General features: G+C 64.5%; 18 protein-coding genes and 1 pseudogene. 10 read left to right on the top strand and 9 right to left on the bottom strand.

Annotated elements, in window-relative coordinates:
• Position 1 precedes the first annotated feature (1 nt).
• Positions 2 to 1,072 carry a class I SAM-dependent methyltransferase gene (locus P9230_RS27465; protein WP_278121274.1) on the bottom strand — a complete coding sequence of 357 codons (1,071 nt, stop codon included), beginning with the start codon at positions 1,070 to 1,072 and terminating at the stop codon, positions 2 to 4.
• 325 nt (positions 1,073 to 1,397) lie between these two features.
• Here P9230_RS27465 and bchE point away from each other — a divergent pair.
• Positions 1,398 to 2,964 (top strand): annotated as a pseudogene (gene bchE / locus P9230_RS27460) (magnesium-protoporphyrin IX monomethyl ester anaerobic oxidative cyclase).
• Between the two features lie 7 nt (positions 2,965 to 2,971).
• Here the strand turns inward: bchE and argB are convergent.
• Complete coding sequence (gene argB, locus P9230_RS27455) at positions 2,972 to 3,865, bottom strand: acetylglutamate kinase (protein ID WP_067003018.1); 894 nt, start codon at positions 3,863 to 3,865, stop codon at positions 2,972 to 2,974.
• 241 nt (positions 3,866 to 4,106) lie between these two features.
• Positions 4,107 to 5,603 carry an amidase gene (locus P9230_RS27450; RefSeq protein ID WP_278121272.1) on the bottom strand — a complete coding sequence of 499 codons (1,497 nt, stop codon included), beginning with the start codon at positions 5,601 to 5,603 and terminating at the stop codon, positions 4,107 to 4,109.
• A gap of 176 nt (positions 5,604 to 5,779) precedes the next feature.
• On the opposite strand from P9230_RS27450, the gene P9230_RS27445 reads away from it, so the two are divergent.
• The 4 genes from P9230_RS27445 (at position 5,780) to msrB (ending at position 8,501) form a co-directional block, all read left to right on the top strand.
• Complete coding sequence (locus tag P9230_RS27445; RefSeq protein ID WP_278121270.1) at positions 5,780 to 6,319, top strand: sigma-70 family RNA polymerase sigma factor; 540 nt, start codon at positions 5,780 to 5,782, stop codon at positions 6,317 to 6,319.
• A complete protein-coding gene (locus P9230_RS27440) occupies positions 6,316 to 7,038 on the top strand; it encodes an anti-sigma factor (RefSeq protein WP_278121268.1) in 723 nt (240 codons plus the stop codon). Before P9230_RS27445 ends, P9230_RS27440 begins: the two co-directional genes overlap by 4 nt.
• A 206-nt stretch (positions 7,039 to 7,244) precedes the next feature.
• The gene (locus tag P9230_RS27435; RefSeq protein ID WP_067323809.1) at positions 7,245 to 7,802 is read left to right on the top strand and encodes a fasciclin domain-containing protein; all 558 of its coding nucleotides are present in this window, start codon (positions 7,245 to 7,247) and stop codon (positions 7,800 to 7,802) included.
• Between the two features lie 195 nt (positions 7,803 to 7,997).
• Positions 7,998 to 8,501 (top strand): peptide-methionine (R)-S-oxide reductase MsrB, encoded by a 504-nt coding sequence (msrB, locus tag P9230_RS27430; RefSeq protein WP_067323811.1) that lies wholly within the window; start codon positions 7,998 to 8,000, stop codon positions 8,499 to 8,501.
• Between the two features lie 93 nt (positions 8,502 to 8,594).
• Here msrB and P9230_RS27425 read toward each other — a convergent pair whose 3' ends face one another.
• Together P9230_RS27425 and P9230_RS27420 are read right to left on the bottom strand one after the other, a co-directional pair.
• A complete protein-coding gene (locus P9230_RS27425; protein ID WP_278121267.1) occupies positions 8,595 to 10,199 on the bottom strand; it encodes a DHA2 family efflux MFS transporter permease subunit in 1,605 nt (534 codons plus the stop codon).
• Between the two features lie 115 nt (positions 10,200 to 10,314).
• The gene (locus tag P9230_RS27420) at positions 10,315 to 11,490 is read right to left on the bottom strand and encodes an HlyD family secretion protein (protein ID WP_127217446.1); all 1,176 of its coding nucleotides are present in this window, start codon (positions 11,488 to 11,490) and stop codon (positions 10,315 to 10,317) included.
• A gap of 135 nt (positions 11,491 to 11,625) precedes the next feature.
• Here P9230_RS27420 and P9230_RS27415 point away from each other — a divergent pair, with 135 nt between their 5' ends.
• Positions 11,626 to 12,324: a TetR/AcrR family transcriptional regulator gene (locus P9230_RS27415; RefSeq protein WP_067323814.1), complete on the top strand. Its 699-nt coding sequence runs from the start codon at positions 11,626 to 11,628 to the stop codon at positions 12,322 to 12,324.
• A 216-nt stretch (positions 12,325 to 12,540) separates the two neighbouring features.
• A complete protein-coding gene (locus P9230_RS27410; protein ID WP_127247475.1) occupies positions 12,541 to 14,994 on the top strand; it encodes a DNA translocase FtsK in 2,454 nt (817 codons plus the stop codon).
• A gap of 157 nt (positions 14,995 to 15,151) precedes the next feature.
• Here P9230_RS27410 and yihA read toward each other — a convergent pair whose 3' ends face one another.
• From yihA to P9230_RS27395, 3 genes are all read right to left on the bottom strand, one after another.
• Entirely contained in the window at positions 15,152 to 15,823 is a 672-nt protein-coding gene (gene yihA / locus P9230_RS27405; protein ID WP_067002997.1) for a ribosome biogenesis GTP-binding protein YihA/YsxC, read from the bottom strand.
• Positions 15,820 to 16,458: a CatB-related O-acetyltransferase gene (locus tag P9230_RS27400; protein ID WP_127324171.1), complete on the bottom strand. Its 639-nt coding sequence runs from the start codon at positions 16,456 to 16,458 to the stop codon at positions 15,820 to 15,822. Before P9230_RS27400 ends, yihA begins: the two co-directional genes overlap by 4 nt.
• 96 nt (positions 16,459 to 16,554) lie before the next feature.
• The gene (locus P9230_RS27395) at positions 16,555 to 16,869 is read right to left on the bottom strand and encodes a hypothetical protein (protein WP_095825578.1); all 315 of its coding nucleotides are present in this window, start codon (positions 16,867 to 16,869) and stop codon (positions 16,555 to 16,557) included.
• 35 nt (positions 16,870 to 16,904) lie between these two features.
• Between P9230_RS27395 and P9230_RS27390 the strand changes: the two genes are divergently transcribed.
• From P9230_RS27390 to P9230_RS27380, 3 genes are read left to right on the top strand one after another with little or no spacing between them, the layout of a single operon-like run.
• Positions 16,905 to 17,291, top strand: coding sequence for a hypothetical protein (locus tag P9230_RS27390; RefSeq protein WP_245491823.1), 387 nt, complete (start codon positions 16,905 to 16,907; stop codon positions 17,289 to 17,291).
• Complete coding sequence (locus P9230_RS27385; protein ID WP_278121264.1) at positions 17,284 to 18,576, top strand: HlyD family secretion protein; 1,293 nt, start codon at positions 17,284 to 17,286, stop codon at positions 18,574 to 18,576. Before P9230_RS27390 ends, P9230_RS27385 begins: the two co-directional genes overlap by 8 nt.
• A complete protein-coding gene (locus P9230_RS27380) occupies positions 18,573 to 20,114 on the top strand; it encodes a DHA2 family efflux MFS transporter permease subunit (RefSeq protein WP_278121262.1) in 1,542 nt (513 codons plus the stop codon). Before P9230_RS27385 ends, P9230_RS27380 begins: the two co-directional genes overlap by 4 nt.
• Before the next feature lie 348 nt (positions 20,115 to 20,462).
• On the opposite strand, the gene yidC is transcribed toward P9230_RS27380, so the two are convergent.
• Entirely contained in the window at positions 20,463 to 22,280 is a 1,818-nt protein-coding gene (gene yidC / locus P9230_RS27375) for a membrane protein insertase YidC (RefSeq protein WP_067002989.1), read from the bottom strand.
• Between the last annotated feature and the right edge of the window lie 12 nt (positions 22,281 to 22,292).

Here is a 22,292-nt window from a genome sequence, read left to right as displayed (position 1 = left end):
GCTACCGCTCCATGGCGGGCGCCGCGAAATCCACGCGTTTGCGGATCTTGCCGTAGACGATGTTCCTATTCGATCCGTAATAGACCTCGGCTTCGACGCGGTTCTTATCCACCGCGGCATTGATGATGTCCCACATGTCGCCGGCCGATCGCAGGATGAGCGGCCAGTCCATGAACGTTTCCATGTACCCGTCGGTCGTGATCTCGTCGCTGAAATTGGCGAAGAGGAATTCGCCGTCCGGCTTGACCAGTTCCATCGCGCGCTGCAGCAGCCGTGCGCCGACCGGAAGCGGCAGGTAGTCATACAGCCCAGACGCATAGACGAGATCGAATGTGCCAAGCGGGTAGGCGCGCCGCAAAAGACCGCGCACGGATCCGTCCACGGCTTCCACTGCCGTACCGGTGAGGTCGCGGTTGACCGTGCCGACGCTCACCGGATCCTGGTCGAGACCGATCCAGCGCTTTAACCTTCTCTCGGCGAGCGCCTTTGAGAGTTCGGCTTCCCGCAAATGGCCGCAGGCGATTGCCAGCACCTCGGCGTTTTCTACCCGGGCAGCCGTTTCGTCGACCGTTTTGGCCAGTATCTCGCGGCGCTCGCGCCCCGCCACCGAGCTTGCCGCTTCGCTCGTATAGGCAAAGATCTCGCGGCCGAGTTCGCTCGACGAGGCCACGATCTCGGCGGCGCTCGGGTGCTTGTAGTAGATGTCCAGCAGCGTCGCGTCGCCCGAATAGCCGCGCGGCTTTTCGAAGGACCAGCGCGTGAACGGATCCTGCTTCAGGTAGGCCGCCACGCGGTGCTGCTGAGCGAGCGGGATCAGTTCCTGCCAAAGAGCCGGAGCGACCTCCCGGCGCAGTTCATGCAGTCGACCCGCCAGGCGCTCGACGATTTGCCCTGCGGGCTCCTGGCGCGCGAAAGCCTGATGAGTGAGGTCCAGCACCAGGGCGAGCTGGGCCGCCCGCGCCTTGAGCTCGGCGGCGTCGACCGCCTCCGCGGACGCCGCCTTGTGCTTCTTGATCAACGTCGATGTGATGAGGCTCGCCTCATCGATTTTCAGATCGGGATTCAGCGCCATATGGGCATTTCCTTGTGGTCCCCCACCGACAATTATAAATGCTTAGAGTTTTAATAAAAGTTTAGGGTCAACTGCATTAGTTTCTGCTAATACTCTCCTTGCCGAAGGTTTGAAGCGCCGAAAACCAGAGGTCGATCGAGCTGCGCAACGCGCACGTCCTTAACCTTTTGTTATGCACTGGGCTGACGCCGTCTCCCGCTCTGCGCGACGTTTCGGGTGTGCCCATCAAATCTGTGGGAAAGCTGCATCGAAACTGCTGAACCGCGCCCAGGCGGCTTCGACATCGCCAAATACGACCGGCGGACCGACGCAACGGAGGTCCGCCATGAACATCGTGCTGGTCAACCCGCCGCATACGGCCATCGGCAGCCGCGTGCCCGACGATCACCTGCCGCCTTTGGGTCTGCTGGCGATCGGCGGTCCGCTGCTCGATGCCGGCCATCGGGTGCGCCTGGTCGACGCGGAGTTCGGGCCGATGCCGCTTTCCACGCTCGTCGATGAGGCCCTGAGCGAGAATCCGGATTTCGTCCTGATCGGCCATTCCGGCTCGACTTCGGCGCATCCGACCGCGCTGCGGATCGCCGAAATGATCAAGGCCCGCGCGCTAGGGGTCGTCATCCTCTATGGCGGCGTCTTCCCGACCTATCACTGGCGCGACGTGCTCGCCGCAACGGACGTCTTCGACTTCATCGTGCGCGGCGAGGGTGAGGCGACCGCGCTGGCGCTGGTCGAGGCGCTGGAAAGGCGCCGGCCGGTGTCGGGTGTCGCCGGCATCGCCTATCGCGACGATTGCGGCCGACCCTTCGCGACGCCACCTGCGATGACAATTGCCGATCTCGACCCCTGCCGCGTCGGCTGGGAGCTGATCGACCATGGCCGCTACAGCTATTGGGGCGGCAAGCGCGCCGTGGTCATGCAGTTCTCGCGCGGCTGTCCGCATCTGTGCAACTATTGCGGCCAGCGCGGCTTCTGGACCCGCTGGCGACATCGCGACCCGGTCAGCTTCGCCAGGGAGATCGCCTGGCTGCACCGCGAGTATGGCGTCGAACTGGTCAATCTGGCCGACGAGAACCCCACCTCCTCGAAGAAGGCTTGGCGCGCCTTTCTCGATGCGATGATCGCCGAGAACGTGCCGGTGCTGATCGTCGGCTCGACGCGCGCCGACGATATCGTGCGCGATGCCGATATCCTGCACCTTTATCGCAAGGCCGGCGTCATCCGCTGGCTGCTCGGCATGGAGAACACCGACGAGGCCACACTGTCGCTGATCCGCAAGGGCGGCAGCACCAAGTCCGACCGCGAGGCGATCCGGCTGCTTCGCCGGCACGACATATTGTCCATGGCGACCTGGGTCGTTGGCTTCGAGGATGAGGGTTTTCGCGATCTCTGGCGGCTTTCGCCAGCTCATCGCCTATGATCCCGACCAGATCCAGGCGCTCTATGTGACGCCGCATCGCTGGACGCCGTTCTTCCGCATCGCCAAGGATCGCAGGGTGATCCAGAAGGACGTCCGGCTCTGGGACTACAAGCACCAGGTGCTGCATATGACCCGGCTGAAGCCGTGGATGCTGTTCTTCGCCGTCAAACTGATCGAGCTTGCCGTGCAGTCACGGCCGAAAGCGCTGGCGCGCGTCCTTTTCCATCCGGACCCAGAGCAGCGGCATTCGATGCGTTGGTACACCAATATGGGCCGCCGCGTCTGGTTCCGTGAGGTTTGGGGTTTTCTGGTGCGGGACCGCCGCGTGGCCACGGGCCCGACGCTTGCCGAATTCTGGGGCGCGCCGCAGGACGCCGACGAGGAATCGATGGTCTTTCAGCGCCCGGCGCGAAAGCCGGCCCTGCCCGTCGCGGAAGATAAGCGGGTCGCCGAAAGCAGAAGGCTAGCCGGCTAAATAATCGCTACGGCACGATCAGCGTGCCGGCCCCGTGCTCGGTGAACAGCTCGAGCAGCACCGAATGCGGCGTCTTGCCGTTGAGGATGACCACGCCCTCGACGCCGCGCTCGATCGCCTCGATGCAGGTCTCGACCTTCGGGATCATGCCGCCCGATATCGTGCCGTCCTTGATCAGCGCCTTGGCCTCGCCGACCGTCAGCTCGTCGATCAGCTTCTTGTTCTTGTCGAGCACGCCGGGCACGTCGGTCAGGAAAAGCAGGCGCGAGGCGCGGCAGGCGCCGGCGATGGCGCCGGCAAAAGTATCGGCGTTGATGTTGTAGGTATGGCCGTCGCGGCCGGGCGCCACCGGCGCCAGCACCGGGATCATCTCGGAACGGGCCAACAGATCGAGCAGAGTGCGGTCGACCTCGACCGGCTCGCCGACGAAACCGAGATCCAGCACCCGCTCGATGTTGGAATCCGGGTCGATCATGGTCTTGCGCGCCTTTTCGGCGAAGACCATGTTGCCGTCCTTGCCACAGAGACCGATAGCCCATTCGCCTTCGGCGTTGATCAGCGCCACGATTTCCTTGTTGATCGAGCCGGCCAGCACCATCTCGACGATCTCGACCGTCTTCTGGTCGGTGACGCGCAACCCGCCCTCGAACTTGGATTCGATGCCCATCTTGTTGAGCATGGCGCCAATCTGCGGCCCGCCGCCGTGAACGACGATCGGGTTGACGCCGGACTGTTTGAGCAGCGCGATGTCGCGGGCAAAGGCCTTGCCGAGCTCGTTGTCGCCCATGGCATGGCCGCCATACTTAACCACCACCGTCTTGTTCTCGTAGCGCTGCATATAAGGAAGCGCGCGCGAGAGCAGCGCGGCCTGCATTTCGGCGTTGGCGGCGATGTCCGTCATCGGTGCTTTCCCTAGGTGGCAAGGATGGCGGGCGTCTTAGCGGGAATTGCCGCAGGTCGCAAACGGCTTTGCGCTCACAATGACGAAATCGGCGGGTTTCAAGGTCTGTCGAGATTCAGGTCAGGCCGAGTCGAGAATGGCGGATTTCGAGAACCGGAACGGAGCGTACTTTCTGGTCCGCAAGTACGGAAGCGCAGAAGACCGCCATTCGCAGGCCGGCATCACCTGAATATTGACAGACCTAGCCGGGCACCTTGAGCGGTGCGCGGCGCTTCAGCCATCCCGAAATCTTCTCCATCTGCGCTGCGAGCGACAAAAGCGTCTCCTCCTCGCCTGGCCGTCCCGCGGCCTGGATGCCGAGCGGCAGGCCACCTGCGGTGACATGCACCGGCAGCGCGATCGAGGGCTGGCCGCTGACATTGTGGATCGCCGGCCAGGGAGTGAACCACAGGCTCTTGTCCATCAGTTGGCCGAAAAATGATTTGATCCTGAGCAGCCCGGTAAGATGCAGTTTGTCGAGGACGTTCTCGACGAGCTCGTCGGCGCCTTTCGGATCCATCGCACCGCAGGCGAGCGGCGGGTGCGCAATGATCGGCATCAGCACGGCATCGAAGCGCGCGGTGTCTTCGATCATCTGCCGCGCGGTGGCGTTGAGCCGCTGCACGGCGTCATAGACCTCGCCGGCGGACAGCATTTCGCCGAGGCGGCCGAGCACGCGCGTCGCACGTTCGACCTCGCCGGTCACCGGGCGGCCGACGCGCTTCGCCTCGGCACGCATCATGCCTGCGACGGCCGAGGCGACGCTCTTGCAGAAATCGGCGATGAAGTCGCGGCCGATATAGGGCAGGTCGATCTCTTCCACCGTGTGCCCGCCCTCGCGCGCCAGCGCCACCGCGGTGTCCAGCGCCTCGAGCGTCTCAGCCGAGATCGGCAGGCCGAGCGGCGATTTGCGGTAGACGGCGAGGCTGAGCCGGCCTGGATCGCGCGCCGCTGCGGCGGTGAAGGCGCCCTTGGGCTCCCGCGCCGCATAAGGCGACAGCGGATCGGCGCCGTGCGTCAGGTCGAGCAGGAGGGCTGTATCGCGCACCGAGCGGCTGACCGCATGGTCGACGACCATGCCGTACCAGCTCTCGCTGGTGAGCGGCGTCAGCGGCACCCGGCCGCGCGAGGTCTTGAGCCCGACCAAGCCGCTGCAGGCCGAAGGCACCCGGATCGAGCCGCCGCCGTCGGAAGCGTGCGCCGCCGGCACCACGCCGGCCGCGACGAGCGCCGCCGATCCGCCGGACGAGCCGCCGGTGGTGTGGCCGGTGTTCCAGGGGTTGCGGGTGATGCCGAAGCGGGCCGATTCGGTCATCAGCCGCAGCCCATGCTCAGGCGAGGTGCTGGTAGCGATCGGGATCAGGCCCGCGGCCAGATAGCGCTCGACCATCACCGAGTTGAAATCGGCCGTGAAGGCCGGGATGCGGCTGCCGCCATGGATCGGCACGCCCTTGATGCCGATGCCGAGATCCTTCAGCGCGAAGGGCACGCCGGCGAGGGGCTGCTTGCGGTCGATCGCCTTCGCCCGCGCCCTGGCGGCGTCATAGAGCGGCGTCGCTATGGCGTTGATGTTGGTTCTTGTCGCCTCGGCGCGGGCGATCGCGGCGTCGACCAGCTCCTGCGGCGAGATTTCGCCCTTGTGGACGAGCTCGGCAAGTCCGGTCGCATCCTGTTCCCAAAGCACGCGTTCTATTGACATTGCCGCTCCCCTGTTTTGGCGAAGGCTATCGCATGAAGCCGCAAATCGAAATCCGGATTTGCGTTGTTCATCTCGCATTGCGGAAGATGACTTCACGTACTGGCGCCGCGACAGCCTTGGGTGGACAACACCGTCGGCGCCGTTGCAAATAGATCGCAATCTTCTAATTTGCCTGCATGGGGCCTCAGGACATCAGCAAGCTGATCGTCCGGACTTCGATGAAGGACCGGGCTGCGTTCGATCTGCTCTACAAGCAGACCAGCGGGAAACTTTTCGGCGTCTGCCTTCGTGTATTGAGGGACAAGAGTGAGGCGGAAGAAGCGCTGCAGGAGGTCTTCGTCAAGATCTGGACCAAGGCGGATCGTTTCGCGGTTTCCGATCTCAGCCCGATTTCCTGGCTGGTGGCCATTGCGCGCAATCATGCGATCGACCGCATCAGGGCCCGGCGCGGTCCTTCCGCCAATATCGATGCAGCGCTCGAGGTCGCCGATCCGGCGCCGGGGCCTGAGGCCATGGCTGTCGCGGGCGGCGAGACCGACCGCATCTACCATTGCCTCGACGAATTGGAGAAAGACCGGGCGGCGGCGGTCCGGGGCGCCTATCTCAACGGCGAAAGCTATGCCGAGCTGGCGGAGCGCCACGAGGTCCCGCTGAACACGATGCGGACTTGGCTGCGGCGAAGCTTGCTCAAACTGAGAGAATGCCTGGAAAGATGACGCTGGCGGAAGACAACGGACCGGAACGCGGAGGCGACGACCTGCTCGCCGCCGAATACGTTCTCGGCGTTCTGGCAGCCGACGAACGCCAGATCGCCTCCCGCCGCATCGATACCGAGGCGGGTTTTGCCCGCCTGGTCGATGCCTGGGAAGCCCATTTCGCGCCGATGGCAGCCGCCTACGCTGCGGTCGAGTCGCCGGCTTCGGTCAAGGCGGCGATCGACCGGCGGCTGTTTGCCTCATCAGTGGCCACCCCCGCCGCGCTCAGCACCGGCCTGCTGGGGAGCCTCGCCTTCTGGCGCGGGCTTGCCGCGGCCGCGCTTGCCGCTTTGGCCGTCTTTGTCGCCCTGCCTCTCGTCAATCCGCCGTTGCCGCAGCCCGAAACCAGGCTGGTCGCCTCGCTCGCTGCCGACAACAGCAACGTCAAATACCTCGCTGTCTATGACGCTGCGCGCCAGGAGGTCGGCCTCTCGCATGTTTCCGGCGAACGCGGCGCCGGCAAGGATTTCGAGCTGTGGATGATCGAGGGCAAGACTGCGCCGGTCTCGATGGGCGTCATCCCGGCCGGCCAGACCGCGCGCATGGCCGTCACGCCGGCCGTGCAGGAGAAGCTGGCGCAAGGCGCCGTGCTCGCCGTCAGTCTCGAGCCGGCCGGCGGTTCGCCGACCGGCCAGCCGACCGGCCCCGTCGTCGCCGCCGGCGATCTGAAGGGCATCTGACGACATTTCGGAAAAGAATTGGAGACTAGCCGAAGTCTATCCACCAGACATGTGTCGGCAGCAGCGCTTTCGTGCGCTTAGACGCGGTACGTTGCACCCGGGCCGACGAATAAAAAATCTTCGAAGTTCGCGAAACTAAGTTTTTGACGCGTCGTATCTCCTCGCGTTCCCAAGGATGGGGAAAACAACCCGAGGAGACTGATACAATGCGTAAACTCGCCACCCTTCTGCTTGCCTCTACAATCGGCCTTTCGGCGCTTGGCGCCGTTGCCTATGCCGCCAATCCGATGGTCGGCGGCGCCCCGATGTATGCCAAGAAGAACATCATCGAGAATGCCGTCAATTCGAAGGACCACACCACGCTGGTCGCCGCCGTCAAGGCCGCCGGCTTGGTCGACACGCTGCAGACCCGCGGTCCTTTCACCGTCTTTGCCCCGACCAACGAGGCCTTCGCTGCACTTCCGGCCGGCACCGTCGAGACGCTGCTCAAGCCCGAGAACAAGGACAAGCTGACCAAGATCCTCACCTGCCATGTCATTGCCGCCAAGGCGCTGGCCGCCGACGTCGCCAAGATGGCCAAGGCCGATGGCGGTGCGCATGAGGTCAAGACCGTCGGCGGCTGCGCCCTGACGCTGAAGTCCGAAAAGGGCAAGGTCACGGCGACCGACGAGAACGGCAACGTCGCTCATGTCACAATCGCCGACGTGCGCCAGTCGAACGGCGTCATCCACGTCATCGACAAGGTTCTTCTGCCGAAGATGTAACAAAGCGCGTGCGGCCGGCGAAGTGGCGTATGTCCGCGCCGGCCGCACGGTCTCCCTCCCACGATCCGTGCTGCCGTCAAGCGCCGCTCCGCATCGCCAGGGCTTGGGTCGACGCGGGGTGGCGCGCGAACCGTCACCGGCTTTTGCTTTTCCGGTGGCGTCCTAGTTTGTAAGATCACGTCAGGAGGAAAGGCCATGAACCGTCGCGACTTTCTCTGGAGCGGTGCCGCCGCCACTGCCCTCACAATCGGAGCCGGAGCGGCGTTGCACATGGGCGGCGCGAAGCCGGCTCTGGCCGCCGAGACCTTCGAGATCACCAAGACCGACGCCGAATGGCGCGCCATCCTTTCGGATGCCGCCTTCGACGTGCTGCGCAGGGAGGGCACCGAATATCCGGGCACCAGCCCGCTGCTCAACGAACACCGCAAGGGCATCTTCGCCTGCGCCGGATGCGACCTGCCGGTCTATCCGTCGGAAACGAAGTTCGATTCCGGCACCGGCTGGCCGAGCTTCTGGCAGGAGATCCCCAATGCCATCGGCAAGACCGAAGACCGTTCGCTCGGCATGACGCGCACCGAGGTGCATTGCCGCCGTTGCGGCGGTCATCTTGGCCATGTCTTCGACGACGGCCCGCCGCCCACCGGCCTGCGCCACTGCATCAACGGCGTGGCGCTGACCTTCAAGCCCGCCGCGGCCTGAGCGGACTGCGATCTGTCCAAAGAAATGACCCCGGAAATCGGCGACGATTTCCGGGGTCACGCGTTGAGGACGCCAGGCGGGGGTTCCGGCTCCTCAATGGCCTCCGCCGCCACCGCCGCCTTGCTGTGCCGGCTTGTTGATGAACAGCACGAAAAATCCGAGCGAGGCGAACAGCACGGTCAGCATCATGAACACGTCCATGAAGGACAACAGCGCCGCCTGCTGCTGCACCATGCCGGACAGCTTTGAAATGGCGGCGGCCGTGGCGTCGAGGCCGGCGTTTTGCTGGAAGGTCAGCGTCATGTTCTGCAGCTTGGTCTGCGCGGCCTCGCCGCCCCACTGCACATGCTCGGAAAGCCTTGCATAGTGAAAGGCATTGCGGTCGATCAGCACCGTGTTGATGACTGCCAGGCCGACGGCACCGCCGAGATTGCGGGTCAGGTTGAACAGGCCCGACGCATTCTTCAGCCGCTCCGGCGGCAGCGTGCCGAGCGCGATGTTGTTGATCGGCACCATGCACAGCATCATCGAGCAGCCGCGCAGGATCTGCGGGATCAAGAGCTCATAAAAATCCCAGTCGGCGGTGAGATGCGTCATCCACCATGTGCCGGTGGCGAAGCCGATGAAGCCGACCATCATCATCAGCCTGAGATCGATCTTGTTCGACAGGATGCCGGCAACGGGCGCGGTGAAGAACATCGCCAGGCCGCTGACGAACAGCGCTTCGCCGATCATCATCGAATCGTAACCGCGGATGCGGCCGAGGAACACCGGATAGAGGTAGGTCAACCCGTAAAGGCCGATGCCGACCACGAAGGAGAACAGCGAGCCGAAGGCGAAATTGACATTGTTGAAGGCCCGCAGATCGACGATCGGCTCCTCGGCGGTGAACACGCGCCAGAAGAAGATGAGACCGCCTATGGTCATGATGATGGCGCAGGCAAAGACGGCCGGCTCCTGCAGCCAGTCATGGTTCGGGCCTTCCTCCAGCACGTATTCCATGCAGCCAAGGAAGGCGGCCATGCCGATCAGGCCCCACCAGTCGAACTTGGAGAACAGCTTGAGGTTCGGCTTGTCGAAATCGATCAGCGACCAGGCAGCCGTCGCCACCAGTATACCCGGCACGACATTGATCAGGAACAGCCAGTGCCAGGACATGGCATGGCTGATATAGCCGCCGACCGTCGGGCCGATGGTCGGCGCCAGCGTCGCCACGAGGCCGATCATCGGCGAGACGACGGCGCGGCGCGACGGCGGGAAGATGGTGAAGGCGGCAGCGAACACGCTCGGAATCATGCCGCCGCCGATAAAGCCCTGGATGGCGCGGTAGACGATCATCTGGTCGATGTTGGTGGCGGTCGCGGCCAGCGCGCTTGCTGCTGTGAAGCCGGCGGCCGCGGTCGTGAACAGCACGCGGGTCGACAGCATGCGGCTGAGGAAGCCCGACAGCGGGATCATCACCACTTCCGCGATCAGATAGGCGGTCTGAACCCACGGGATCTCGTCGGAGCTGGCGCTGAGGCCGGCCTGGATCTCGGCCAGCGATGCCGAGACGATCTGGATATCGAGGATCGCCATGAACATGCCGAACACCATCGCCAGGAAGGCGATGACGCGGCGCGCCGGCATGTGGTCGGCGGGTGCGGCGGCTGCCGGCCTTGCCGGCGCTGCTCCTGCGGTAATGGTTGCGGTTGCCATCTCATGGCCTCCCTGCGGCAGCTCCAAAAGTGCGCGGCGTTTTCCGCCCGGAACTGCGTCAAAACAGGCTGGGCGGCTCGGCGCTCAATTGGCCACCGGGCCGCCCCCCAAACTCTCAGTTGGTCGTCGCGGCCGGCGCGGTGCGGCTGTCGGCGGCGACGATGACGCTCAGGCCGGCGCGCAGCTTGCCGGTCTTCAGCACGTCGGCCGGCACGTCGATGCGGACCGGCACGCGCTGCACGACCTTGGTGAAGTTGCCGGTGGCGTTTTCCGGCGGTAGCAGCGAGAACACCGCGCCCGAAGCCGGCGCCAGCGACGAAACCGTGCCCTCGAAGGTCTGGCCGTCGATGGCATCGACCGTGATGCGGACCTTCTCGCCAGGCACCAGCCGGCCAAGCTGCGTTTCCTTGAAGTTGCCGACGATGTAGAGCTTGTCCATCGGCACGACGACGGCGAGCTTCTGGCCGGGCGTGACGAGGTCGCCCTGTTCGACCGAGCGGTTGCCGACGACGCCGTCATAGGGCGCCTTGAGCACGGTGAAGGAAAGGTCGCGCTGCGCCTTGTCGCGGGTGAGTTGCAGCGAGGCGAGCGTGCTGGCGGATTCCGCGCGCTGGGCTTCGAGCACGCCGATATTGGCCTGCGCGGCGGTGATCTGCGCGTCGGCGCCGGCAAGGGCTGCCTTTGCCTGGTCGAGCGCCGTCTGGGCGTCGTCGAGCTGTGCCTGCGTGCCGACATGCGTCTTGAGCAGCTGCGCCGCGCGGGCTTGGGCGCGTGCCGCATTGTCGGCCGCCGCCTGGTCGGCAATCTTCTGCGCCTGTGCTTGCGCCAGCGAGGCCTGCGCCGCCTTGGTCTGCGCGTCGATGCGGTCGAGCGTCTTCGCCAGCGTGGCGATCTGCGCCTCGGCCTGGGCGACCGCGATTTTGTAGTCGCCGTCATCGATGACGAACAGCGGATCGCCGGCCTTGACGCTCTGGTTCTCGCTCACCAGCACCTTGTCCACATAGCCGGAGATTTTCGGCGACACGAACGACATGTCGGCCTGGACATAGGCGTCGTCGGTGGAGATCATGAACCGGCCGTCGGTCCAGTAATCGTACCCGTACCAGCAGCCGGCGCCGAGGAGGCCCAGCCCGATGATCGGCAGCAGCAGCGAGCGGACAGAGCGCTTCTTCTTGGCCGGCGCTTCGGCAGGCGCGGGCAGTACAGGCGCTTCCGGAGCTTCGGTCGACGGCTGGACCTTGGCGTTGGGGAAATTGCGGACTTCGGCGATAGCGGGCGCGTTCGAGGACATGATAATCTCTCTGGGACAAGTCAGTCAGACTGAACCGTTCGGTTCGAATTGGCGATTGACATAGCGCGGAAAGAGGCCCATATCAAGAGCAAATCGAACCGGTTGGTTCGAAATATTTCGTGAGGTTTGACTCCGATGGTCGAAACGACAGCCGATAGCGATCTGCTCGACCTGCGCAAAGGCCGTCCCGCGGCCGGGCAGGATCCGATCAAACGGGCCCAGATCATCGAAGGCGCGCGCCGCGTCTTCATCGACAAGGGCTTCGAAGCCGCGTCGATGAACGACATCACGCGCGAGGCCGGCGTCTCCAAGGGCACGATCTACGTCTATTTCGCCAACAAGGAAGAGCTGTTCGAGGCTCTCATCGAGGAAGAGCGTGGCACCATCTTCAAGAATATGTATGAGGTGCTCGACCATTTCGACGACCTGCGCAAGACGCTGGTGAAGTTCGGCATGGTGCTCTCCGCCAAGATCACCTCGGCCAAGGTCATCCAGGCGCAGCGCACCGTGGTCGGCGCTTCCGACAGGATTCCCGAGCTTGGCGCCCGCTTCTACGAGCGCGGTCCCAAGCGTGGCCACGACAAGGTGATGATCTTCCTCAACGAAGCCGTCGAACGCGGCCTGCTGAAGATCGACGATGTCGATCTCGCCGCCTATCAGTTCACCGAGCTCTGCCTCGCCGGCCTCTTCCGCCAGTGCATTTTTTCCTACCGCACCAAGGCGCCGAGCCAAGCCGAGATCGAGCATGTCGTTCGCTCCGGCGTGAACGTCTTTCTGAAGGCCTACGGCACCGAGAAGCTCGCGGCCGAGGAGCAGGCGTCGCTCTCGGCGTGAACCTGCGGCGCGCAGCGATTGCGAAGGAACGCGAGGCGCTTTGACGACGCTACGGCGCCGCGGCAGCCGACTTCGATGCCACCGGTCACCTCCTTCTTCCAGCCCAACTCGAACCGTCGACCGGCACTTTTCCCGGACCCTTCCGGAAGAGCTTGTTAACCATCGGTTCCTATGTCTCGGGACACGTTTGTTCGACGAATCTCGAGTGTGACATCCATGCGTTTTACCCGTGCCAATCCTTCCGGTGCTTCCGCTTACGGCGACAACGACGACAGCAGCTCGGAAGACGCGCGGCACCATGGCGCTGCCGTGCCGCCGCAGCGGCAAACAGGGCAGGTCGTCACGCTGCGAGCCGCCGCTGACGGCGAATCGAACGCCGCCGATTCGGCTGGCGGCGACGAGTTCGGCGGCCAGGCCTGGCAGCAATATTTCTTCCTCGCGCCCAATGTGCGCTTCACTCGCACGCCGGATTCCGACAAACGGCCCGCACCGGAGCCAGTTGATGAAGCGCCGGCCAAGGCGGTGGCTTCCCGCGGGCTTCCCATTCGTCCGGCGCCGCTGGCGCCCCAGCCGACCAATCCGGGCCGGGCAGTCCCCGGCGCGGCCGCCACCGCCCCGGCCAAGCCGCCGCAGGCCATCGTCAAGCCGCAGCAGGCCAGCGCCGCGCCGCCGCCACGGGCCGTAGCCACTCCGGCACAAAAGCCGCAGCCGCCGAAATTTCGTTGGTCCTATCTTTCCGACGATGCGTTTTTCGAGTTCAGCCTGCCCTTGCTCGCCGAGCGCCTGGCGCGGGCACGGCTGAACGATCCTTTGCAGACGCCCGCGGCTCCCGCGCGGATGAGTCCTGCGGCGCAACCGAGCCCGTTCCGCCCCGCCGCGATCGGCGAGGCGACCTCGTTCTACCGCGTCATCGAATGGCGCTCGCACGGGCCGGCCGCAAGTCTGGCCCCGCTGACGGCGCCGGTCGATCTGCCCGCTCTCCGGTCCGCTCCTGGGGAAATCGAATCGCGCGCGCCCGCGCCTGAGTCCGTCGCGCCGCGTCCCATCGCAAAGAGCGCCAAGGCCGCCAGACCCGCGCCGCCCCTGCCCGTCGCCGGCAAGGTCGCGCCGCAGCCCGCTTCGGCCGGCTACGAGCTTCCGTCCGAGGAATTGCTGCAGATGCCGCCGGAAGGCCAGGGCTTCTACATGTCGCAGGAGCGGATGGAACAGAACGCGGACCTGCTCGAAAGCGTGCTGGAGGATTTCGGCGTCAAGGGCGAGATCATCCATGTCCGGCCGGGTCCGGTCGTCACGCTCTACGAGTTCGAGCCGGCGCCGGGCGTGAAGTCCAGCCGCGTCATCGGCCTGGCCGACGACATCGCCCGCTCCATGTCGGCCATCTCGGCGCGCGTCGCCGTGGTGCCGGGCCGCAATGTCATCGGCATCGAGCTGCCCAACGAAACGCGCGAGACGGTCTATTTCCGCGAGCTGATCGAATCGGCCGGCTTCCGCAACACATCGTGCAAGTTGGCGCTGGGGCTGGGCAAGACCATCGGCGGCGAGCCGGTCATCGCCGACCTCGCCAAGATGCCGCATCTGCTGGTCGCCGGCACCACCGGCTCGGGCAAGTCGGTCGCCATCAACACCATGATCCTATCGCTGCTCTACCGGATGAAGCCGGCGGAGTGCCGCCTCATCATGGTCGATCCCAAGATGCTCGAATTGTCCGTCTATGACGGCATCCCGCATCTGCTCACGCCGGTCGTCACCGATTCCAAGAAAGCGGTCACCGCGCTCAAATGGGCGGTCCGCGAGATGGAGGAGCGTTACCGCAAGATGGCGCGCCTCGGCGTGCGCAACATCGACGGCTACAACCAGCGCGCCGCGGCCGCCCGCGACAAGGGGGAGGTCGTGGTCATGCAGGTGCAGGTCGGCTTCGAGAAGGGCACGGGCGAGCCGCTGTTCGAGGAGCAGGAGATCGACCTCGCCCCGATGCCCTACATCGTCATCATCGTCGACGAGATGGCCGACCTGATGATGGTGGCCGGCAAGGAGATCGAAGGCGCCATCCAGCGGCTGGCGCAGATGGCGCGCGCCGCCGGCATCCATTTGATCATGGCCACACAGCGCCCGTCGGTCGACGTCATCACCGGCACCATCAAGGCCAATTTCCCCACCCGTATCTCCTTCCAGGTGACGTCCAAGATCGACAGCCGCACCATCCTTGGCGAGCAGGGCGCCGAGCAGCTGCTCGGCCAGGGCGACATGCTGCACATGGCCGGCGGCGGGCGCATCGTGCGCGTGCACGGTCCCTTCGTCTCCGATCTCGAGGTCGAGCACGTCGTGGCGCATTTGAAGGCGCAAGGCCGCCCGGAATATCTCGATACGGTCACCGCCGGCGAGGAAGAGGAAGAAGATCCGGCCGACACGGGTCCAGTCTTCGACAAGGGCTCGATCGACGCCGAGGATGGCGACGCCCTCTATGAGGAGGCGGTCAAAGTGGTCAAGCGCGACAAGAAATGCTCGACCTCCTACATCCAGCGCCGCCTCGGCATCGGCTATAACCGCGCCGCCTCGCTGGTCGAACGCATGGAGAAGGAAGGCCTGGTCGGCGCGCCCAACCATGTCGGCAAGCGCGAAATCCTTGCCGGCCGGCGCGACCATGCGCCGGAGCGCGACGAGACGGATTGAGCGGGCGTTAGGGCGCGCAGTCAGGTCGGCCGATCGCGGCTGGTCCTGCCCGTCCTTGTCTATCTGGGGCCCTCGGGGAGAGGTCAGCCGGGCGAAGCGGAGACTGGGTGAGGGGGAGCGCAGTACGCGGCTGCCCTGCTCCAAGGCGAAAAATGCGTCAGCCGCCGTTCGCCACCAAGGCGATCGCCGCGCGCAGATCCTCGAGCCCTGAGGCCTTTTCCGACGAAGTCGCGAGCACCGCCGGGAACGCCGCCGGCCGTTTCTTGATCTTGGCAAGCGTCTCCTCGATCAGCTTCGGCACGCCGGCCGCCTTGATCTTATCTGTCTTGGTCAGCACGATCTGGTAGGACACCGCCGCCTTGTCGAGCAGCGACAGCACCTCCTCGTCCTTGGCCTTGATGCCGTGCCGGGCGTCGATCAGCACATAGACGCGCTTCAGCGTGACGCGGCCCTGCAGATATTCGAAGATCAGCTTCGTCCAGGCATCGACCTTGTCCTTCGGCGCGCTGGCGTAGCCGTAGCCCGGCATGTCGACCAGCGCCATCGGCGGCAGGTCGGCGCCTTCGCCGGAGAAGCCGTCCGGCACGAAATAGTTCAGCTCCTGCGTACGTCCCGGCGTGTTGGAGGTGCGCGCCAGCCCCTTCTGGCCGACCAGCGCGTTGATCAGCGACGACTTGCCGACATTGGAGCGGCCGGCAAAGGCGATCTCCGGCGGCCCTTCCGGCGGCAGGAATTTCATCGACGGCACGCCGCGGATGAAGATCCACGCGCGGGTGAACAGCTCCGGACTTATGGCAGTTTCGCTCGTGGTTTTATCCGGCGCGTTCAAACGGCGGCCTCCAGCTTGGAAATGTCGGCGCCACGAATGGCGTTGAGGTTGCGGCTGACCTTGTCGACCGGCCAGTTCCACCAGGCCGCTTTCAAAAGCCGTCGCACCGTGAACTCGTCGAAGCGCATCTTCACCACCTTGGCCGCATTGCCGGCGACGATCGCATAGGGCGGCACGTCGTGCGTGACAACCGATTTCGCTGCGACGATCGCGCCATGGCCGATCTCGACGCCCGGCATGATCACCGCATCCATGCCGATCCACACGTCATTGCCGACGATCGTGTCGCCGCGGATCTCTTTCGACCAGGTCTCGGGGTCAAAACCTTCCTCCCAGCCATGGCCAAAAATGTTGAACGGATAGGTGGAGAAGCCGGACATGGCGTGATTGGCGCCGTTCATGATGAAGCGGGCACCCTCGGCGATGGCGCAGAATTTGCCGATGATCAGCCTGTCGCCGATGAAGGGATAGTGGTGCAGCACGCACCTCTCGGCGAATTTGTCCGGGCCGTCGGGATCGTCGTAATAGGTGAAGTCGCCGATCTCGATGTTCGGCGCATTGACCAGCGGCTTCAGGAAGCCGACGCGCGGATGCATCGCAATGGGATGCTTGATGTTGGGGTTGGGTCCGGTCATCGCGGTCAGTCCTTAGTTGGCAGGCACGAGGCGGCGCCCTGGCGACGCTGTCTCCCGATCAAACTACCGTGATCAGGCTGCAGCACCAACCCGCGCTCAGCGGCTGCCGCGACAGATCACGATCGGGTTGGAAAGCGCGCTGTCGAAACCGCTGCCCTGATAGACCTGGACGTTGGAGGCGCCGGGCGGCAGCGTGAAACTGCCGTCGACGACTTTCTGGTCGCCGGCCGAGGTGTGCAGGGCCCAGCTATAGGTGCAGAACTGCGGCGGAGCCTTGGGTTGCACGTGGCTGCAGTTGAGCTGCGCGCCGCCGAGCATTGCCGCGCCGCCGCAGCTCACCGCTTCCTTGGCGGCGGCCGGAAACGCGCATGTCAGCAGGGCAGCCACGGTCGCGATCCTGAGCCGGTTCATCTTCATTTTTCGTGCGTGCCTCTGCCGGCCTTCAGTTGCGCCACGTCGGCGCGACGTTTGCTCCAGGCGGCTTAGCTGGTCTTGCGCACCGCGTCCAGCAGGATTATGTGCATGATGATAATAAGCATGCTCACGAAAGCTTGTCTGCCGACTCCGAAGTTCCTCCCATGCCTTCCTCGCTCACCAGCAGCTTCGTCCTGCACGACGTCGCGCGCCTGCCCGGAAAACGCTTCGAGCAGCGCTCGCGCCGCTCGAGCCTGACTCGCGGGCATTGGCAGGTGCGGCCCTATCTGTCTCGACAGCAAGGCATTCACCTTTCCGCGGACGCGCGGCAGGAGCTGCAAACACTTTGTCTGATCAAATCCAATCTGCTCGAGGCCTGCGCCCAGCCGGCTGTCGACCGGGAAAAAGTCCATGTCTGAACCAGCCTCACCACGCAAACCCGCCGACGGCGACAATGCCGGCGACAGAAGCAGCGACCAGGTCATTCGCCTGGACAGCCAGCGCGAGCAAAGGCGTGCCGCCAATCCGGGGATCGAAAACGATGAGCTGGAAGCCCCTGTCGCGTCGGAACCTGCTGCGCTCGAAGCACCCTCGGCCCAGCCGAAGCCGGCCGCCGTCACGATAGCTTCGCCGGCCCGGGCCAAGCCGCGGCGCAGCTTAACCCGGTCTGTCCTGTTTGCGCTGCTTCCGGTGGCGCTGGCGGTCGGCGGCTATTACTACGTCGTCGGCGGTCAGGTCATGACCACCGACAATGCCTATATCCAGGCGCAGTCGCTCGGCGTCTCCACCGATGTTTCCGGCACCGTGCAGGAGATCGACGTGCATGACAACGAGGCGGTTAAGAAGGGCCAGGTGCTCTTCCGCTTGCGGCCGGCCTCGTTCGAGACGGCGCTGGCCGGCGCTCAGGCGCAACTCGGCACGGTGCGCAACCAGGTGTTGACCTTGCAGGCGAGCTACCAGCAATCGCTGGCGCAGATCGCCCAGGCCGAGGCCGACATCCCCTATTACGAGTCGGCCTTCCAGCGTCAGCAGGATCTGCTCAAGACCTCAACCGCCTCGAAGGCGACTTTCGACAGCGCCCAGCACGATCTCATCGCCGCCCGGCAGAAAGTCATCGTCGCCAAGGCGCAGGCGCAGGCAACGCTCGCCCAGCTCGGCGGCGACGCCGACCAGCCGGTCGAGAAGAACCCCTTCTACCTGCAGGCCCAATCGGCGCTGGATGATGCCCAGCGCAATCTCGGCGGTTCCGTCGTCAAGGCGCCGTTCGACGGCGTCGTGACCAATGTCGATGCGCTGCAGGTCGGCAAGTACCTTCCCGCCTCGCAGCCGGCCTTCAGCCTGGTCTCGTCGACCGACATCTGGATCGCCGCCGAGCCGAAGGAAACCGAGCTCACTTATGTCCGGCCGGGGCAAAAGGCGACGATCAGCATCGATGGCTATCCGGGCGAGGTCTGGCATGGCAAGGTCGGCAGCATCAGCCCGGCCTCGTCGTCGAGCTTCTCGCTGCTTCCGGCGCAGAACACCAGCGGCAACTGGGTCAAGGTCGTGCAGCGCATTCCGATGCGGGTGACGATCGACGACCCGCAAGGCAAGCCGCCGCTGCGCGGGGGCATGAGCACGGTTGTCAGCATAGACACCGGCCATGCCCGCGGCCTGCCCGATTTCGTGACCGACCTCTTCAAGCGGTTTGAGCAAAAGTCATGAGCACCGTCGCCACGGGCACGCCTGCGGTCGCCAATCGCGGAGCCATCACCGCCTGCGTCATCCTGGCGGTCATCATGCAGGCGCTGGACACCACCATTGCCAATGTGGCGCTGCCCTATATCCAGGGCAGCGTGTCGGCGAGCGCCGACCAGATCAACTGGGTGCTCACTTCCTATATCGTCGCCGCGGCGGTGATGACGCCGCCTTCGGGCTATCTTGCCAACCGCTTCGGCCGCAAGCGCATCCTGCTGGTCGCCATCACCGGCTTCGTCGTCGCCTCGGTGCTGTGCGGCTTTGCCCAGTCGCTGCCGCAGATCGTCGGCTTTCGGCTGCTTCAAGGCCTGTTCGGCGCCGCCCTTGTACCGCTGTCCCAGAGTATCCTGCTGGACATCTACAGCGTCGAGGAGCGCGGTTCGGCCATGGCGCTGTTCGGCGTCTCGGTGATGATCGGCCCGGTGCTTGGGCCCGTCATCGGCGGCTGGCTGACCGAGAATGTTTCCTGGCGCTGGGTCTTCTACATCAACGTGCCGATCGGCGTGCTGGCTTTCGCCGGCGTCTCGATGTTCGTGCAGGAGACCAAGCTCGACCTCAAGGCCCGGCTCGACTGGTTGGGTTTCGGCATGCTCAGCCTCGCCATCGCTTCGCTGCAGATGTTCCTCGACCGCGGCGAGCAGCTCAACTGGTTCTCCTCGTCCGAGATCATCGTCGAGGCGCTGGTCTGCGCGTCGGCCTTCTATATCTTCATCGTCCACACCTTCACCGCCCGCGACACCTTCGTGAACCCGCGGCTGTTCCTCGACCGGAATTTCGCGGTCGGCATGGTGTTCATCTTCATCATAGGCATCACCTATCTCGCCTCGCTGGCGCTGATGACGCCCTACCTGCAAACGCTGATGGGCTATCCCGTGGTGACCGCCGGCATCGTCATGGGGCCGCGCGGCCTAGGCACCATGGCCTGCATGTTCCTTGTCGGCCGGCTGGTCGGCAAGGTCGACACGCGCTGGCTGCTGTTCACGGGGCTCGCGGTCACCGCCTGGGCGATGTACGACATGACCGGCTGGACCCCGGACGTTTCGCAATGGACGATCATCCGCACCGGCTTCATCCAGGGCGCCGGCTTAGGCTTCCTGTTCGTGCCGCTCACCACCATCACCTTCGCCACGCTGGCGCCGGAACGGCGCGCTGAAGGGACGGGCCTCTACAATCTGTCGCGCAACATCGGCTCCAGCGTCGGCATCTCGGTCGTCACCGCGCTTCTGACGCAGAACCAGCAGATCAACCATGCCAACATCGCCGACTATGTGACGCCCTATAATCCGGCGTTCGGCGATCCGGCGATCGCGCAGGCGCTGAGCCCTTACACCGCCGCCGGCCGCGCCGCGCTCGACGGGCTGGTCACGCTGCAGGCAACGATCATCAGCTATGTCGACGACTTCGAGCTGATGATGTTGCTCTCGCTCGCCGCCATCCCGCTTGTGCTTCTGCTGCGCAAGCCTGGCACACCGGCCAAGGTCGACCACAGCGCCGTCATGGAGTGAGCTGGTGCATGTCGCCCAAAAGCGTGGAGCGGTTTTGGGAAAACGACACTGCATTAAAACAAAGTCCCTAAAGCGCGTCGCGCTTTAGGAGGAAAAACCGGGGTCCCCCCGCGGGACCCCGGCCTGCCGGACGGCCTTCCCAACACCGGCGTCGCTGCGCCGGAAGCCGTCGCGGCTTTTGGGGAGGACCGGGGAAGCTACGAGGCAGGCCATGCCGCAGTTTCGCGGGGGCAGGCCAAATTCCGAAAGACGGCTGCGCGAAGTTCTGTCCGGAGCGCCATAGGGCAAGCCGCCAACGAAAAAACCCCGGTCATGCCGGGGTTTTTGGTGTTAGGACCGGGGTGCCATCTATTCCGCCGGCGATGGTTTCTTGCGGAACATCGCCGCCAGATTGTCCCACAACTCGATCTTGGCGCCCTGGCGCTTCATGATCACGCCCTGCTGCAGGATCGAGAGCAGGTTGTTCCAGGCCCAGTAGATGACGAGGCCGGCCGGGAAGGAACCCATCATGAAGGTGAAGAGGACCGGCATCCAGGTGAACACCGCGGCCTGCGTCGGGTCCGGCGGCGTCGGGTTCATGCGCATCTGCAGGAACATGGTGATGCCCATCACGACCGCCCAGGCGCCCATATGCGGGAGGAAGGCCGGCGGCGCGAAGGGCAGCAGGCCGAACAGGTTGAACACCGAGGTCGGATCGGGCGCCGCGAGGTCGTGGATCCAGCCGAAGAACGGCGCGTGCCGCATCTCGATGGTGATGTAGAGCACCTTGTAGAGCGAGAAGAAGACCGGGATCTGCAGCGCCACCGGCCAGCAGCCGGCCAACGGATTGATCTTTTCCGTCTTGTAGAGCTCCATCATCGCCTGCTGCTGCTTCATCTTGTCGTCCGCGTATTTCTCGCGGATTTCCAGCATCTTCGGCTGCACCTTCTTCATGTTCGCCATCGACGCGTAGGACTTGTTGGCCAGCGGGAAGAAGATGGCCTTGACGATGACGGTCGTGGCCAGGATCGCTAGGCCGAAATTGCCGAAGAATTTGTACAGCGTGTCGATCAGCCAGAACATCGGCTTGGTGATGAAATAGAACCAGCCCCAGTCGATCAGCAGATTGAACTGGCGAATATGGCGGTCAGCCTCATAGGCGTTGATCTTGGCGACTTCCTTGGCGCCGGCGAACACTTCGGTTTCGATGGTTGCGGACTGGCCGGCCTCGATGTTGATCGGATCAGTGAGGAAGTCGGATTGGTAGCGATGGCGCCCGTCCTCGAAATAGCCGTAGCGCGGCTGGAAGGGCTGCTTTTCGGTCGGCACCATGGTGACGGCCCAGTACTTGTCGGTGATGCCGAGCCAGCCGTCGGTCGACTTGCCTGGCTTGACTTCCTTGTCCTTCTCGATGGCGGCGTATTTGTATTCCGTCAGCCCCTCGGTGCCAGTAACGCCGATCAGGCCTTCATGCAGCACATAAGTGCTGGCGACCGCCGGCTTGTCGTAGCGCGTGACGCGACCGTAGTTGAACAGGCTGACGGCAGCGCTTCCCGAATTCTGCACGGTGTCCGAAACGGTGAACATATAATCGTTGTCGACCGAGATGGTGCGCTTGAAGGTCAGGCCCTTGTCGTTGGTGTAGGTCAGCGTCACCGGCGTCGACGGGGTCAGCGTCGGATTGCCCTCAACGCTCCACACCGTGTCGGAACTCGGCACCGCGCCGGTCTTGTCGGTGCCGACGAACCCGATCTCGGCGAAATAGCCGGTCGGTAGCGCCTGCGGATTGAGGAGTTGGATCTCGGGCGAATTCTTGTCGACCGTCTCAGTGTAGTGCTTGAGCTTGAGGTCGTCCAGGCGAGCGCCGGTGAGATTGATCGAGCCCTCGAGGCTCGGCGTGTCGATCTTGATGCGCTTGGTCGCGGCAACAGCCTGGTCACGGCTCTCTACAGTGACTGTCTCGCCGCCAGGTGCGGTCGGGATGGCGCCCGGAGCCGGCGCCGGCGTCCCGGCCGCGCCCGGATTGGTCCCCTGCGCTTCCTTCTTCTGCGCCTCGACGCGCTGCTGCTCGATGCGGGCCTGCTCGCGTTGCTGCTCCATCTTGGGGTTCATGTAGAACACCTGCCAGAGCGTCAGGATCAGCACCGACAGCGCGATGGTGATGAAGAAATTGCGGTTGTTTTCCATCGAAAGCCCTTG

The sequence above is a fragment of the Mesorhizobium sp. WSM4887 genome (assembly GCF_029625865.1).
GTDB lineage: Bacteria > Pseudomonadota > Alphaproteobacteria > Rhizobiales > Rhizobiaceae > Mesorhizobium.
The sequence above is the reverse complement of the archived record's forward strand: the minus strand, read 5'-3'. Positions and strand labels throughout refer to the sequence as shown.

Coding starts and splice junctions, on each gene's coding strand:
- P9230_RS27445 (WP_278121270.1), top strand. CDS start 5,780: ATGGGGCCTCAGGACATCAGCAAGCTGATCGTCCGGACTTCGATGAAG.
- P9230_RS27450 (WP_278121272.1), bottom strand. CDS start 5,603: ATGTCAATAGAACGCGTGCTTTGGGAACAGGATGCGACCGGACTTGCC.
- P9230_RS27415 (WP_067323814.1), top strand. CDS start 11,626: ATGGTCGAAACGACAGCCGATAGCGATCTGCTCGACCTGCGCAAAGGC.
- argB (WP_067003018.1), bottom strand. CDS start 3,865: ATGACGGACATCGCCGCCAACGCCGAAATGCAGGCCGCGCTGCTCTCG.
- P9230_RS27380 (WP_278121262.1), top strand. CDS start 18,573: ATGAGCACCGTCGCCACGGGCACGCCTGCGGTCGCCAATCGCGGAGCC.
- P9230_RS27435 (WP_067323809.1), top strand. CDS start 7,245: ATGCGTAAACTCGCCACCCTTCTGCTTGCCTCTACAATCGGCCTTTCG.
- P9230_RS27425 (WP_278121267.1), bottom strand. CDS start 10,199: ATGGCAACCGCAACCATTACCGCAGGAGCAGCGCCGGCAAGGCCGGCA.
- P9230_RS27440 (WP_278121268.1), top strand. CDS start 6,316: ATGACGCTGGCGGAAGACAACGGACCGGAACGCGGAGGCGACGACCTG.
- P9230_RS27395 (WP_095825578.1), bottom strand. CDS start 16,869: ATGAACCGGCTCAGGATCGCGACCGTGGCTGCCCTGCTGACATGCGCG.
- P9230_RS27465 (WP_278121274.1), bottom strand. CDS start 1,072: ATGGCGCTGAATCCCGATCTGAAAATCGATGAGGCGAGCCTCATCACA.
- P9230_RS27420 (WP_127217446.1), bottom strand. CDS start 11,490: ATGTCCTCGAACGCGCCCGCTATCGCCGAAGTCCGCAATTTCCCCAAC.
- P9230_RS27400 (WP_127324171.1), bottom strand. CDS start 16,458: ATGACCGGACCCAACCCCAACATCAAGCATCCCATTGCGATGCATCCG.
- yidC (WP_067002989.1), bottom strand. CDS start 22,280: ATGGAAAACAACCGCAATTTCTTCATCACCATCGCGCTGTCGGTGCTG.
- P9230_RS27385 (WP_278121264.1), top strand. CDS start 17,284: ATGTCTGAACCAGCCTCACCACGCAAACCCGCCGACGGCGACAATGCC.
- P9230_RS27410 (WP_127247475.1), top strand. CDS start 12,541: ATGCGTTTTACCCGTGCCAATCCTTCCGGTGCTTCCGCTTACGGCGAC.
- msrB (WP_067323811.1), top strand. CDS start 7,998: ATGAACCGTCGCGACTTTCTCTGGAGCGGTGCCGCCGCCACTGCCCTC.